This window comes from Quadrisphaera sp. RL12-1S, from assembly GCF_014270065.1.
Lineage (GTDB): Bacteria > Actinomycetota > Actinomycetes > Actinomycetales > Quadrisphaeraceae > Quadrisphaera.
Genome location: NZ_JACNME010000001.1, coordinates 444635 through 458919, shown reverse-complemented (window position 1 = coordinate 458919; position 14285 = coordinate 444635). Strand labels below are relative to the sequence as shown.

12 protein-coding genes are annotated in these 14285 nt (G+C 77.4%); 10 read left to right on the top strand and 2 right to left on the bottom strand.

Annotated elements, in window-relative coordinates; all coding sequences use genetic code 11:
- Positions 1-2 precede the first annotated feature (2 nt).
- From H7K62_RS02145 to H7K62_RS02130, 4 genes are all read left to right on the top strand, one after another.
- On the top strand, positions 3-635 hold the full coding sequence (locus H7K62_RS02145) for a type II secretion system F family protein (protein WP_186715868.1): 633 nt from the start codon (positions 3-5) through the stop codon (positions 633-635).
- A gap of 187 nt (positions 636-822) precedes the next feature.
- Complete coding sequence (locus H7K62_RS21440; RefSeq protein WP_370591566.1) at positions 823-1077, top strand: DUF4244 domain-containing protein; 255 nt, start codon at positions 823-825, stop codon at positions 1075-1077.
- Between the two features lie 50 nt (positions 1078-1127).
- On the top strand, positions 1128-1457 hold the full coding sequence (locus tag H7K62_RS02135; protein WP_186715864.1) for a TadE family type IV pilus minor pilin: 330 nt from the start codon (positions 1128-1130) through the stop codon (positions 1455-1457).
- Positions 1454-1861, top strand: coding sequence for an Rv3654c family TadE-like protein (locus tag H7K62_RS02130; protein WP_186715863.1), 408 nt, complete (start codon positions 1454-1456; stop codon positions 1859-1861). The genes H7K62_RS02135 and H7K62_RS02130 overlap by 4 nt, the downstream gene beginning before the upstream one ends.
- A 22-nt stretch (positions 1862-1883) precedes the next feature.
- On the opposite strand, the gene H7K62_RS02125 is transcribed toward H7K62_RS02130, so the two are convergent.
- Entirely contained in the window at positions 1884-2324 is a 441-nt protein-coding gene (locus H7K62_RS02125; RefSeq protein WP_186715861.1) for a hypothetical protein, read from the bottom strand.
- 50 nt (positions 2325-2374) lie between these two features.
- The gene (locus H7K62_RS02120) at positions 2375-4936 is read right to left on the bottom strand and encodes a DEAD/DEAH box helicase (protein WP_445499821.1); all 2562 of its coding nucleotides are present in this window, start codon (positions 4934-4936) and stop codon (positions 2375-2377) included.
- A 71-nt stretch (positions 4937-5007) separates the two neighbouring features.
- Here H7K62_RS02120 and H7K62_RS02115 point away from each other — a divergent pair, with 71 nt between their 5' ends.
- From H7K62_RS02115 to topA, 6 genes are all read left to right on the top strand, one after another.
- Positions 5008-5364: an STAS domain-containing protein gene (locus H7K62_RS02115; protein ID WP_186715857.1), complete on the top strand. Its 357-nt coding sequence runs from the start codon at positions 5008-5010 to the stop codon at positions 5362-5364.
- Positions 5365-5393: 29 nt separating this feature from the next.
- Positions 5394-5852, top strand: coding sequence for an ATP-binding protein (locus tag H7K62_RS02110; RefSeq protein ID WP_222436892.1), 459 nt, complete (start codon positions 5394-5396; stop codon positions 5850-5852).
- Between the two features lie 126 nt (positions 5853-5978).
- A complete protein-coding gene (locus H7K62_RS02105; protein ID WP_186715856.1) occupies positions 5979-8528 on the top strand; it encodes a sodium-translocating pyrophosphatase in 2550 nt (849 codons plus the stop codon).
- A 20-nt stretch (positions 8529-8548) separates the two neighbouring features.
- Complete coding sequence (locus H7K62_RS02100; protein WP_255479449.1) at positions 8549-10138, top strand: DUF7059 domain-containing protein; 1590 nt, start codon at positions 8549-8551, stop codon at positions 10136-10138.
- 58 nt (positions 10139-10196) lie between these two features.
- Positions 10197-11201 (top strand): phosphatase PAP2 family protein, encoded by a 1005-nt coding sequence (locus H7K62_RS23240; protein ID WP_186715855.1) that lies wholly within the window; start codon positions 10197-10199, stop codon positions 11199-11201.
- Between the two features lie 107 nt (positions 11202-11308).
- Entirely contained in the window at positions 11309-14176 is a 2868-nt protein-coding gene (topA, locus tag H7K62_RS02090) for a type I DNA topoisomerase (RefSeq protein ID WP_370591565.1), read from the top strand.
- Positions 14177-14285 lie beyond the last annotated feature (109 nt).

Genomic DNA, 14285 nt, shown 5'->3' with positions numbered 1-14285 from the left:
TGGTGGGCCCGCTGGTGGGCCCGGTGGTGGTGTCCGCGGCGCACCCGCCACTGGTCTGGGGCGCCGCTGCGCTCGTCGGCCTCGCCGTCCTGGTGCTGCCCGGCCGCCCGCGCCCGCCGCGGCGGCCGCGGGCGGCGCCGCGCGGAGGCGGCGGAGCCGTCGTGGACGTCGACCCCCCGCTGCTGCTGGACCTCGTCGCCGCCGTCGTCTCGGCGGGATCGGCTCCGGTGGCGGCCGTGTCCGCCGTGGCCCGCGTGCTCCGGGAGGCGGGCGGTCCGGGGGTCGGGGCCGCGGAGGCCCTGGACGCGGCCGCCGCGGCCGGTGCCGGTCCCGCGGCGAGCTCGCTCGGCGCGCCCCGGCCGACCGGCGCCGCCGGCCCGGAGCACCTGGCGGACGCGCTCGCGGCGCTGCAGCGCTGCCTGTGGATCGCCGAGCAGACCGGCGCCCCGGTGGCGGCGCTGCTGTCCTCGGCGGCCACCGAGCTGCGCCGCCGCCGACGGCGCGCCGCCGCGCTGGCCGCCGCACGGCTGGGCGTGAGGGTGGTCGCGCCGCTGGGCCTGTGCACCCTGCCCGCCTTCGGGCTGCTCGCGGTGGTGCCGGTGCTCCTCTCCCTGGGGCGGGACCTGCTCGGCTGACAGCGCTGCGGGACGGCGCGGAGCGACCGGGGAGACCCTGCTGAGCGGGTCGTGCGCCCACAAGCGGTCCGTGCGGGCCCGCCGTCCACAGGTCGGCACCGCTGCGGCGCCCGCGAGCACCGCGAGCGACCACGGTGGGCCGAGGGCCGGCGTCGGGTCGGCCCACCACCCGCACGAGGAGGACGACGTGTCCCACCGCACCACCGCAGCTCCAGAAGCTCCCGCCGGCTCTTCGGCCCCTGCCGCTGAGCACCCCCCGCTGCCCACCCGGAAGGTCCCGGCCGGCCGGGACCGGCGCGACGCGGGCATGGCGACCGCGGAGTACGCCATCGCCACGCTCGCCGCGTGCGGCTTCGCTGCGCTGCTGCTCGCGGTCCTGTCCAGCGGTGAGGTGCGGGGCATGCTCCTCGCCCTGGTCCAGCGCGCGCTGAGCCTGGTGTGACGGGTCGCCTCCGCCGCCGGCGGACCCGCCGCCCCCGCCAGGACGGGTCGGTGACGGCCGAGCTGGCGGTCGGCCTGCTCCCCCTGGCGGTGGTGCTGCTGCTGGCCGCCTGGCTGGCGGCGGCGGGCACGGCCCACGTGCGGGTCCAGCTGGCGGCGGGGGCGGCAGCGCGGGCGCTGGCCCGCGGTGAGGAGGCCGCCGTCGTCGCGGGGCGGGTGGCGGCCGCCTCTCCCGGAGCGGTGATGACCGCCCGGCGCGACGGCGAGGTGGTCCTCGTGGAGGTGGCCGCTCCGCTCGACGCCCCGGTGCTCGGTCGTGTCGGCGAGCTGTCGGGCAGCGCCGTGGCTCCCGTCGAGCTGCTCGACGGCGAGGACGGGTGACCCCAGGGCGGCGGTCCGACCTTCCTCGCGGGACCGGGAGCGACGCCGGGTCGGGGTCGGTGCTCGTGGTGGCCGCGGTGGCGGCCGCGCTCCTGCTCGCCGCTGGAGCCGCGGTCGTCGGCCAGGTGGCCGTGGCGGCTGCGCGCGCCGCCTCCCTGGCCGACGCCGCTGCCCTGGCCGGCGCGGCCGCAGCCGCGCTGGGCGGCAGCGGGTGCGGCCGTGCGCAGGAGGTGGCCCGGGCGGGGGGCGGTGAGCTGGTGGCCTGCGGCGGGCCGGTCGTGGGGTCGGCCGGGGGGTCGGCCGGGGGCCTCGTCGTCGACGTGGTGGTGCAGGTGCGGCCGCCGGGGGTGGCGGGGGCGACGGGGCCCGTCACCGCGCGGGCCCGGGCCGGCTCCGCGCGGTGACGTGCGGGGCTGGCCCCCGGGATCAGCCCCGGGAGGAGCCGTCCAGGGAGCTGTGGCGCCCCTCGGCCGTCGCGCCGGCGCCGGGTGCGCCGGCGGTCCGCGAGGCGGGACCGGTGTCGGTGGCGGGCCTGGCCGGTGAGCCTGCCGCGGGGGCGGTGGCGCCCCTGGCGGGGCCGCCCACCGGGTCTGCGTGACGGGCGCGCTCGGCCTCCACGCGGCGCAGGCGCTTCAGCTCGCGACGGCGCTCCCAGTTCTTGCGGTTGCCGCGCAGGAGCATCACCAGCCCCAGCTGCGCCACCAGGAGGCAGACCGCGCCGAGGAGGAACACCCCCAGCGCGGTGAGGCTGACGGACGTGCTGATCTGCGACCACTCCAGCTGCACCGTGGGCGTGATGCCCGTGACCACCACGAACAGCACCACCAGGGCCACGGCGAGGAGCAGCAGCACGGCGAGGACGATCACGAGGGCCCCCTGCTGACGGTCGGCGACGCCCGCCGACGAGTGGTCGGACGCTAGACCCGCTGGGCCCCTCCGGCGCGCCGGAGCAGCGCGTCCGGAGCAGCGCCCGGCGCGTCGCGCAGGTCCACCTCCCGGGAGACCCCCTCGGCGTCCGTCGCGCCGGCGCCCGCGGCACCGCCGTCGCCGTCGTCGACGTCAGCGGAGGCCAGCACCAGCCGCAGCATCCGCAGCGCCCCCGCCTTGTCGAGCGGGGAGTTGCCGTTGCCGCACTTGGGCGACTGCACGCACGAGGGGCAGCCCGCCGGGCACTCGCACTCCGCGACGAGGTCGGCGGTGGCGCGCAGCCAGGTCGCCGCGGCCGCGAAGCCGCGCTCGGCGAACCCGGCCCCGCCGGCGGCGGCGTCGTGCACCACCACCGTGGGCAGCCCCGTGTCGGGGTGCAGGGCGGTGGAGACGCCGCCCACGTCCCACCTGTCGCACGTGGCCACCAGAGGCAGCAGCCCGATCGCGGCGTGCTCGGCGGCGTGCGCCGCGCCCGGCAGGTCCGCGGCGTCCACACCGGCCTCCTCGAGCAGCTCGGCGGGCACCGTCCACCACACGGCGGCGGTCCGCAGGGTCCGCGACGGCAGGTCCAGCGGCTCCTCGCCCAGCACCTCGCCGGTCGTCGCCCGGCGCCTCAGGTACGAGGTCACCTGCGTGGTGACCTCGACGGCGCCGGTGCACACCGCCACCGGGCCCCAGGTGCGGCGCCGGTCCTCGGACAGGATCCGCACGTCGGTGGTGGTCCGCGCCGAGGTGGTGTGCTCGACGTCCTCGCGGCGCACCAGCGCCACGGACCCCTCCTCGTCCAGCGCCTCCACCACGTGCGTCTCGCCCTGGTGCACGTACACGGCGCCGGGGTGGGCGGCGTGGTGCGCCGAGCCCGCGTCCACGCTGCCCAGCACCCGCCCCGTGGCCGCCTCCACCAGCCGCACCGGCTCGCCCCCGGTGCCGCGCAGGTCCGCCAGGTCCGTGGCGCGCTCGCGGCGGGTCCAGAACCAGCCCCCGGGCCGGCGCCGCAGCAGGCCCCCCGCCACGAGGTGGCGCAGCACCGGCTCCGCGGACGGTCCGAACAGGGGCAGGTCCTCGGGCGTCAGCGGCCGCTCTGCGGCGGCCGCGCACAGGTGCGGCCCCAGCACGTACGGGTTGCCCGGGTCGAGCACGGTGCTCTCCACTGGCGCCCCCAGCACCACCTCGGGGTGGTGCACCACGTACGTGTCCAGCGGGTCGTCCTCGGCCACCAGCACCGCGAGGGCGTCCTGGCCGCTGCGGCCGGCCCGACCGGCGCGCTGCCACAGCGCCGAGCGGGTGCCCGGCCACCCGGCCACCACCACGGCGTCCAGGCCCGAGACGTCCACCCCCAGCTCCAGGGCGCTGGTCGAGGCCACGCCCAGCAGGTCACCGGACCGCAGCCGCCGCTCCAGCTCGCGCCGCTCCTCCGGCAGGAAGCCCGACCGGTAGGCGGCCACGCGGTCCGGGAGGGACGGGTCCACCTCGGCCAGCCCCCGGCGGGCGGCGGACGCCACGGCCTCGGCGCTGCGCCGGGACCTCACGAAGGCCACCGTGCGCACGCCGCCCGCCACGAGGTCCGTCAGCAGGTCGGCCGTCTCGGACGCCGCCGAGCGCCGGGTGGGCGCACCGTTCTCCCCGGTCCCGGGCAGCAGCGGCGGCTCCCACATCCAGAACCGGGTCGCTCCGCGGCGGGCGGTGTCCTCGGTGACGGCCACCACCTCCTCCACGGGCACGCCCACCAGGCGCGACGCGGTGAGCGCCGGGGAGGCCGCCGTCGCCGAGGCGAGCACGAAGACGGGGTCGGCCCCGGCAGCCCGGGCCAGCCGCCGCAGCCGCCGCAGCACGTCGGCGACGTGGGAGCCGAAGAGCCCCCGGTAGTGGTGGCACTCGTCCACCACCACCACCCGCAGCGCCCGCAGGAAGCGGTGCCAGCGGGCGTGCCCCGGCAGCAGGGAGCGGTGGAGCATGTCCGGGTTGGTCAGCACGTGGTTGGCGTGGTCGCGCACCCACCGGCGCTCCTCCGGCGGCACGTCGCCGTCGTAGGTGGCGGCGCGCACCCCCGGCACGGCCAGCGAGCGGACCACCTGCAGCTGGTCCGCGGCGAGCGCCTTGGTGGGCGACAGGTACAGGGACGTCGCGCCGCGGCCGCCCGGCTCCGCCGCGCCCTCGGCCACGGCGGTCAGCGCCGGCAGCAGGTACGCCAGCGACTTGCCCGACGCCGTGCCGGTGGAGACCACCACGTGCCGGCCGGCGCGGGCGGCCTCCGCCGCCAGCACCTGGTGCTGCCACAGCGCCCCCACCCCGGAGCGCTCGAGGGAGGCGCGCAGCTCCGGGTGCACCCACCCCGGCCAGGGGGCCGTGGTCCCGGCGCGCGCCGGGACCACGTGCTCGTGCAGCACGCGCTCGCGGCGCCCGGGACCGCGCAGCAGGTGCTCCGCGGCGGGCGCCCCAGCGGCTCCGGAGCCGCGGTCCGCCCCCTCCTGCACCCCTCGATGGTCGCACCGGCGCGCGCTGGTCGGGGAACCGCGCGTGGCCGACCCGGGGGGTGGGTGGTTGACTGCCACCCGAGCCTGATCGATGACCGCGACCCGGCCAGTGACCGGCGAGCGACCAGCACCGACCCCGAGGAGCCACCGTGGACCTGTCCGTGACCAGCCGCGAGCAGGGCGGCCGGACCGTCGTCGAGGTCGGCGGCGAGATCGACGTCTACACCGCCCCCGTGCTGCGCGAGCGCCTGAACGACCTCGTCGGGGAGGGGCGCCACCACCTCGTGGTGGACATGGAGAAGGTCGACTTCCTCGACTCCACCGGCCTCGGCGTCCTGGTGGGCGGCCTCAAGCGGGTCCGCTCGCACGACGGGTCGCTGCACCTGGTGTGCACCCAGGAGAAGATCCTCAAGGTCTTCCGCATCACGGGGCTGACCAAGGTCTTCCCGATCCACTCCAGCGTGGACGACGCCGTCGCGGCCTCCAGCGGAGACGCCGCCTCCTGAGGCGGCGGGCGACCAGCACCGGCGGCCCCGTGGCCGTGACCGCACCGGCGGACGGCCCCAGCAGCGCTCCCGCGCCGCTGGGGCCGGTCGTGCTGCGCTTCTCCTCCCTGCCCGAGCACGTCCGCATCGCGCGCCTGGTGACCACGTCCCTGGCGCGCCGCGCCGGACTGGCCGGGGGCGACGTCGAGGGCGTCCGGCTCGCGGTGGGGGAGGCCTGCGGCAGGGCGGTCCAGCGCAGCGAGTCCGCGGGCACCGCGGAGCTCGTGGAGGTCACCGCCACCTCCCGCGGCGGGGTGCTCGTGGTGGAGGTCGTCGACCACGCCGGGGACGACGGGGTGGAGACCGAGGAGGTGGCCATGCTGCTCATGGAGGGCCTGGCCGACGAGGTGTCCGTGACCGCGGGCCCCGGTGGGCCCGGCGGCACCACCCGGCTCACCTGGCGCGCCGCGCCGAGCCGCCCGACGACGGCGGCGGGCGCCCCGTCCTGACGCGGCGCGGCCCCGCCGCGCCGGAGCGCGCCCGCGCGTCTGTAGTCTCGCGACGACCTGTTCCACCCCCCGTCGGGTGCCGCGAGGCCGCCTGGGGGGTTCGCCCAGCCTCGTCGAGGAGGACGGATGCTCGGGCTGACGAGCTCTGCCGTGCTGACCGGGGTGCAGACCGCGGCTGGTGCGTCCACGACTGCCAGCACGGCCGTGACCGGCCGAGACCAGACCATCGTCGTCGCCATCGCGGTCATCGCCGCGCTCGGCCTGGTGATGGCGTTCGTGTTCCGCCGGCAGGTGCTCGCCGCCGGTGAGGGCACCGAGCGGATGCAGGAGATCGCCGCCGGCGTGCAGGAGGGCGCGAGCGCCTACCTGCGCCGCCAGCTGCGCACGCTCGCGATCTTCGCGCTGCCCGTGATCGCCCTGCTGTTCGTGCTCCCCGGAGACACCGAGGTACGCGTGGGGCGCGCCGTCCTGTTCGTCGTCGGTGCGGTCTTCTCGGCGGCCATCGGCTACCTGGGCATGTCCCTGGCCGTCCGCGCCAACGTGCGCGTCGCAGCCGCGGCGCGCACCCCCGAGGGGCGCGCCGAGGGCTTTCGCCTGGCCATCCGCACCGGGGGCACCGTCGGCATGGCCACGGTGGGCCTCGGCCTGCTGGGCGCCTCGCTGGTGGTGCTCTTCTTCAAGGACCAGGCCCCGACCATGCTCGAGGGCTTCGGCTTCGGGGCGGCCCTGGTGGCCATGTTCATGCGCGTGGGCGGCGGCATCTTCACGAAGGCCGCCGACGTCGGCGCCGACCTCGTGGGCAAGGTCGAGCAGGGCATCCCCGAGGACGACCCCCGCAACGCCGCCACCATCGCCGACAACGTGGGCGACAACGTGGGCGACTGCGCCGGCATGGCCGCTGACCTCTTCGAGTCCTACGCCGTCACGCTGGTGGCCGCGCTCATCCTGGGCCGCGCCGCCTTCGGGGACGCCGGCCTGGTGTTCCCGCTGCTCGTCCCCGCGGTGGGGGCCGTCACCGCGGTGCTGGGCATCCTGCTCATCCGCACCCGCGGGTCCGAGAGCGGCCTGGGCGCCATCCAGCGCGGCTTCTACCTCTCGGCCGTGGTCTCGGCGGTCGGCAGCACGGCCGTCGCCTTCGCCTACCTCCCGGCGAGCTTCGCCGACCTCCCGGGCCTCGCCCAGGCCGGCGCCAGCACCACCGACCCCCGGTTCCTGGCCTCGGCCGCGGTGATCGTGGGGATCCTGCTCGCGGTGGTCATCCTGTGGATCACGGGGTACTACACGGGCACCGAGGCGAAGCCGACGCAGGGCGTGGCCCGCACCTCCCTGACCGGGCCGGCCACCGTGGTGCTGTCCGGCATCGGCCTGGGCCTGACCTCGGCGGTCTACACCACCCTGATCATCGGCGGCGCCGTGCTGCTGTGCTTCCTGCTGGCGGCAGGCAGCACCACCCTCGCGCTGTTCCTCGTGGCGCTGGCCGGCACCGGCCTGCTCACCACCGTGGGCGTCATCGTGGCGATGGACACCTTCGGCCCGGTCAGCGACAACGCCCAGGGCATCGCGGAGATGTCCGGTGACGTCGACGAGGCCGGGGCGCGCACCCTCACCGACCTCGACGCGGTGGGCAACACCACCAAGGCCATCACCAAGGGCATCGCCATCGCCACGGCGGTGCTGGCGGCCACGGCGCTGTTCGGGTCGCTCACCGCGACCTTCCAGACGGCGCTGTTCTCGGCGGTCCAGGGCCTCACCCAGGACCCGTCCCCGTACGTCATCCAGTCACTCGGGCTCGTGGTGACCGCCGGCGGCGCCGCGCTCGGCATCGGCCAGGTGACCATCCCCAGCGTGCTCGTGGGCCTGCTGGCCGGCGCCGCCGTCGTCTTCCTCTTCTCGGGCCTGGCGATCGACGCCGTGACCCGCGCCGCCGGCGCGATCGTCTTCGAGGTGCGCCGCCAGTTCCGGGAGAAGCCCGGGATCATGGACGGCACCGAGAAGCCCGAGTACGGCCGCGTGGTGGACATCTGCACCCGCGACTCCCTGCGCGAGCTGGCCACCCCCGGCCTCCTGGCGGTGCTGGCGCCCGTGGTGGTCGGCTTCGGCCTGGGCATCGCGTCGCTGGCCGGCTTCCTCGCCGGCGCCATCGGCACCGGGTGCCTCATGGCGGTGTTCCTGGCCAACTCCGGCGGCGCGTGGGACAACGCCAAGAAGCTCGTCGAGGACGGCCGCTACGGCGGCAAGGGCTCCGAGGCCCACGCCGCCACCGTCATCGGCGACACCGTGGGAGACCCCTTCAAGGACACCGCCGGCCCGGCCATCAACCCGCTGCTCAAGGTCATGAACCTCGTGGCGATCCTCATCGTGCCGGCCGTGGTCAGCCTCACCGTCGGGCAGAGCGCCAGCACCCCGCTCCGCCTGGGCATCGCCGCCGTGGCGCTGCTCGTGCTCGTCGTCGCGGTCTACCTCTCGGCCCGGCGCACCAGCGCCCTCGACGCCGACGAGGACGACGACGACCTCGACGACGACCTCGACGACGACGGCGACGGGTCCGCCGCGGACGGCCCGCGCGCCGACGACGCCCACGACCTCGACGACGCAGACGCCGTCGACGAGGGCGCGCGCACCGGTGACCGCCCGGGGGGCGCCGAGCGCGAGCCGGCGGCCGAGCCCACCCGCTGACGTACCGTCGGGGCGTGCCGCTGACCACCCAGCCAGCCCAGCCCGCCGCGCCCGCGCACGCCCGGCCGCCGCTGCCCCCTCGCGCCGAGGGGGCAGCGGCGGCCGCGCTGCGCTCGGACCTGGAGCGCTCCGGCTGGACGGTGGAGGGCGTCGAGCGCCTGCTGGGCCCGGTGGCCGACGCCGCGCTGCGCCGCGACTCCCTCGTGCCGGCCTCCCGGGCCGCCGGCGCCGCGGGCGACGGCGACCCGGTGGGCGTGCTCACGCGGCTGTTCCTCCTGGCCCAGCCGGTGCCCCGCGGCGCCCTCGACGCCGCCCTGCCCCGCACCGGCTCGGACGGCGCGGTGGCGCACGGGCTCGTCGAGGCGGCCGGCGCCGCCCCCGACGACGCCGTGCGGGCCCTGGTGGACCTGCGCCCGCACGCCGCCGTGGACGCCCTCGGCGAGGTGGCGTGGTGGGTGGCCTCCGACCTGGGCGAGCACGCCCTGGGCCCCGGCCGGCCGCTGCCGCCGGAGCACGTGCTGGGCATCGGGGGAGCGTCCGCGTCCCTGGCGCGCCTCGCGGTGCGGACCCCGGTCGGCCGCGTGCTCGACGTGGGGACCGGCAGCGGGGTGCAGGCGCTGCACGCCTCCCGTCACGCCGGCTCCGTCACCGCCACGGACACCTCCGCCCGCGCCCTGGGCTTCGCGGCCTTCAACGCCGCCCTCGCGGGCGTCGATCTGGACCTGCGCCGCGGCAGCCTCCTGGAGCCCGTGGCGGGAGAGCGCTTCGACCAGGTGGTCTCCAACCCGCCGTTCGTGGTCACCCCGCGCGCCGCGGGAGTGCCCGGCTGGGAGTACCGCGACGGCGGCCTGGTCGGTGACGAGGTGGTCCGCCGGCTCGTCACCGGCCTCGGCGGCGCGCTCGCCCCCGGTGGCAGCGCGCAGCTGCTCGGCAACTGGGAGCACCGCACCGGCGAGGGCTGGCGGGACCGCGTACAGGGCTGGCTGGACGAGTCCGGCCTGGACGGCTGGGTGGTGCAGCGGGAGGTCATGGACCCGGCGCACTACGCCGAGACCTGGATCCGCGACGGCGGCCAGCGGCCCGGTCCGGAGGCCGACGCGCTCCTGGAGGCCTGGCTGGACGACTTCGCCGCCCGCGGCGTGGAGGCCATCGGCCTGGGCTTCGTCGTCCTGCACGCACCGCCCGCCGGCGCGGCGGGCCGACCCCGGTGGTCCCGCGTGGAGGAGGTCACCGCGCCCCTGGAGCGCCCGCTCGGCGAGCACGTCGCCGCGGTGCTCGCCGCCCGGGAGCGCCTGGCCGCCACCGACGACGACGGGCTGCTGGCGGCGCGCCTGCGGGTGGCCGACGACGTGACCGAGGAGCGGCACGCCCGTCCCGGCGAGGGCGGGCCCCGCGCGGTGCTCCTGCGGGCCGGGGGCGGGCTCGGGCGCACGGCCTCCGTCGGCACCGCGCTCGCGGGCCTGGTGGGCGCGTGCGACGGCGAGCTGGAGGTCGGGCAGGTCGTCCAGGCCCTCGCGGTGCTGCTCGAGGTGGACGCCGCCGCCCTGCGCGCCGAGCTGCTGCCCCAGGTGCGCGGCCTGCTCGAGGACGGGCTGCTGGAGTGGACGTGAGGCCGTGAGCGCCGCTGGCGGAGGAGCCCGGGGGGCCCGCTCCGCACCCTCCGGGGCCGTGGTCCGCAGCCGCCCGCTGGTGGTCCTCGGCGTGCTCCTCGCCGCGGCGTCCGCGGTGGGCGTGTGGGCGCTGCACCGCGCCTTCGTGCTCACCGTCCACGGCCAGGCCGTCGACGAGGCGGCCCTGGTGGGGGCACGCACCCGCCTGTGGCGGCTGGAGGGCGGCGCCAACGCCGTGCTCGACAGCGTCTCCGCGGTGGCGGTGCTCGCCGCGCTGGGGGTGGTCGCCGTGGTGGCGCTGGCCCAGCGCCGCGTGCGCCTGGCGCTGGCCGCGGTGGTGCTGGTCGGCGGTGCGCTGGCCACCACGCAGGTGGCCAAGCACCTGCTGCTGCACCGGCCCGACCTCGACGTGACCTACGCCCTCGACAACTCCCTGCCCAGCGGCCACACGACCTTCGCGGGCGCCGTCTCCGCCGCCGCGCTGCTGGTGGCCCCCGTCCGCCTGCGCCCGCTGGTGGCGGTGCTGGGCGCGGCGTACACCTCGGCCATCGGGGTGGGGACGCTGGCCGCGGGCTGGCACCGCCCCAGCGACGCCGTGGCCGCGATGCTCGTGGTGGTGGCCTGGGGGGCCCTGCTGACACCGCTCGCGGGGGGCCGGCCGACCGCCGGGACCGGCGCCGGCGGCCGCGCCGGCGCCGTCGTCGTCCTCCTGGTGGGCGCGGTGGTGGGACTGGGTGCCGCGGCGGCGGCGCTGGCCGCCACCTGGAGCTCGGTGCCGCCCGCGCCGAGGGGCCGCACGGCCCAGCTGGTGGCCGGTGCGGGCGGGGCGCTCGGCGTCGGAGGTGCGGCGTGCGCCGCGGTGCTGGTGCTCCTCCTGCTCCAGCGCGCTGCCGACCGCGCTGCCGACCGCGCTGCCGACCGGGCTGCCGGCCATGGCGCCGGACGGGTGGCCGCGTCGGGCGGTGGGGGGACCGGTGCGCCGCGCGCCGGGGGCGGTGCCGGCGCAGCGGGAGGTACGGTGACCGCGCCGCAGCCGACGGCGAGGCCCGGGTCCCCCGGCTGAGCCGCCGCGCGGGACGCCCCCGGAGGGCGCACCGCTGACGGCCCGACCGCTCAGACACGCACCCGCTGGCCCGCGCCAGCCCGACCGCCAGGAAGGCAGGCCCGTCCGTGGCCCGAAGCTCCACCTCCGCAGCGCCCGTGCGCCGGCTCGTCATCGTCGAGTCGCCCGCCAAGGCGCGCACCATCGCCGGCTACCTCGGCGACGGGTACGAGGTCGAGGCCAGCGTCGGCCACATCCGCGACCTGCCGCAGCCCTCCGAGCTGCCCGCGGAGATGAAGAAGGGGCCGTTCGGCAAGTTCGCCGTGGACGTGGAGAACGGCTTCGAGCCGTACTACGTGGTCGACGCGGACAAGAAGAAGAAGGTCACCGAGCTCAAGCGGGCCCTCAAGGAGGCCGACGAGCTCTACCTCGCCACCGACGAGGACCGCGAGGGCGAGGCCATCGCGTGGCACCTGCTGCAGACCCTGCAGCCCACCGTGCCGGTCAAGCGGATGGTCTTCCACGAGATCACCCGGGAGGCCATCCAGCGGGCGCTGGAGGCCACGCGCGACATCGACGCGCACATGGTCGACGCGCAGGAGACCCGCCGCATCCTCGACCGGCTGTACGGCTACGAGGTCTCCCCGGTGCTGTGGCGCAAGGTCCGCGCCGGCCTGTCCGCGGGCCGCGTGCAGTCCGTGGCCACCCGCATGGTGGTCGAGCGGGAGCGCGAGCGGATGGCGTTCCGCTCGGCGTCGTACTGGGACGTCCAGGCCGACACCAGTCCCGCTGGTGCTGCTGGCGCCCAGCGCTTCACCACCCGCCTCGTGGGCGTCGACGGCGCCCGCGTGGCCACCGGCCGGGACTTCGCCGACACCGGGCAGCTCACCGAGCGAGCCGCTGCCCTCGGCGCCGGGCTGGTGCGCCTGGACGAGGCCGCCGCCACCGCCGTCGCGCACGGCCTGCGGGCTGCCGGGTCGGCGGGCCTGGCCGTCACCTCGGTGGAGACCAAGCCCTACTCCCGCAAGCCCGCGGCGCCGTTCACCACCTCCACCCTGCAGCAGGAGGCCAGCCGCAAGCTCGGCTCCTCGGCCCGCCAGACGATGCGCACCGCCCAGTCGCTGTACGAGAACGGCTGGATCACGTACATGCGCACCGACTCGGTGTCGCTGTCGCAGCAGGCGGTCAGCGCCGCCCGCTCGCAGGCCGCCGAGCTCTACGGCGCCGAGTACGTGCCGTCGTCGCCGCGCACGTACGCCTCCAAGGCCAAGAACGCCCAGGAGGCCCACGAGGCCATCCGCCCCTCCGGTGACGTGTTCCGCACGCCGGCGCAGGTGGCCGGGCAGCTGCGCGGGGAGGAGTTCCGCCTCTACGAGATGATCTGGCAGCGCACGGTCGCCAGCCAGATGGCCGACGCCCGGGGCTCCACCGCCACGGTGCGGCTCGGCGGCGCCGTCGACGTCGCCCCGCCGGTCGAGGCGCCCTCCGGGTCCACCACCGGCACCCTGCGGCCCGGCTCCCACGAGGTGGAGCTGTCCGCCTCCGGCACCGTCATCACCTTCCGCGGCTTCCTGGCCGCCTACGAGGAGGGGCGCGACGAGGAGCGGCACGGCTCGGGCGACTCCGAGCGCCGGCTGCCGCAGCTGGAGGAGGGCCAGCGCGTGGACGTGCTGGCCGCCTCCGCGGACGGCCACGAGACCTCCCCGCCGCCGCGCTACACCGAGGCGAGCCTGGTCAAGGCGCTGGAGGAGCGCGGCATCGGCCGTCCCTCGACCTACGCGGCCACCATCGCCACCATCTCCGACCGCGGGTACGTGTGGCGCCGCGGCACCGCCCTGGTGCCCAGCTGGCTGGCGTTCGCCGTGGTCCGGCTGCTCGAGGAGCACTTCGACCACCTCGTCGACTACGACTTCACCGCCGAGATGGAGGACGACCTCGACCGGATCGCCTCCGGCTCGGAGGACCGCCGCGCCTGGCTGAGCCGCTTCTACTTCGGCGCCGAGGGCGGCGCTGACGGCGGCGCCGGTGCGGTCTCCGCGGGCTCCGGGGGCGGGGCGCCCTCACCCGCCGGTCGCACGGGCCTCAAGCCCCTCGTGGAGCACCTCGGCGACATCGACGCCCGCGGCGTGAACTCCCTCGACGTCGGTGAGGGCATCACGCTGCGCGTCGGTCGCTACGGCCCCTACCTGGAGATCCCGCCCGCCGAGGGCTCGCCCGAGGGGACCGAGCCGCAGCGCGCGTCGGTCCCGGACGACCTCGCCCCCGACGAGCTCACGCCGGCCAAGGCCCGCGAGCTCCTGGAGACCGCCGGCGACGGCGAGCGCGAGCTCGGCACCGACCCGGCCACCGGCCGCGCGGTGGTGGCGCGGGCCGGCCGGTTCGGCCCCTACGTCACCGAGGTGCTCGAGGACGGCGCCCCCAAGAGCGCCAAGCCCCGCACCGCGTCGCTGTTCAAGAGCATGCAGCTGCAGACCGTCGGGCTCGATGAGGCCCTGCGGCTGCTGTCGCTGCCGCGCCTGGTGGGCACCGACCCCGCCACGGGCGAGGAGATCACCGCGCAGAACGGCCGCTACGGGCCCTACCTGAAGAAGGGCACCGACTCCCGGTCGCTCAGCAGCGAGGACCAGCTCTTCGACGTGACGCTGGAGCAGGCGCTGGCCCTGTACGCCGAGCCCAAGCGGGGTCGCGGTGGCCGCGCCGCCACGGCGCCGCTGCGCGAGCTGGGCGCGGACCCCGCCAGCGGCGCGCCGGTGGTGGTCAAGGAGGGCCGCTTCGGTCCGTACGTCACCGACGGCACCACCAACGCCACGCTGCGCACCGCCGACACCGTGGAGGCGATCACCCTCGAGCGGGCCGCTGAGCTGCTCGCCGAGAAGCGGGCCAAGGGACCGGCCAAGGGCGCCAAGGGCAGCAAGGGCGGCGGCGGGGCCAAGGGCGGTGCCGCCCGCGGCGGTGCCCGCGCCAGCTCGTCGCGCTCCGCGGCGAGCAAGCGCTGACCCCCGCGCCCGCGAGGTCGCGGACGTGACCCCCGCAGCGCGACGCGCGCTCGGTGAGCACCACCCGTTCGGCCCCCATCCGAGGGGCTCGCAGCACCGAACTGCTGCC

What these genes read in the sequence shown, in the direction of transcription:
- H7K62_RS02105 (WP_186715856.1), top strand. Translation starts at nt 5,979, where the DNA reads ATGCTCGGGCTGACGAGCTCTGCCGTGCTGACCGGGGTGCAGACCGCG.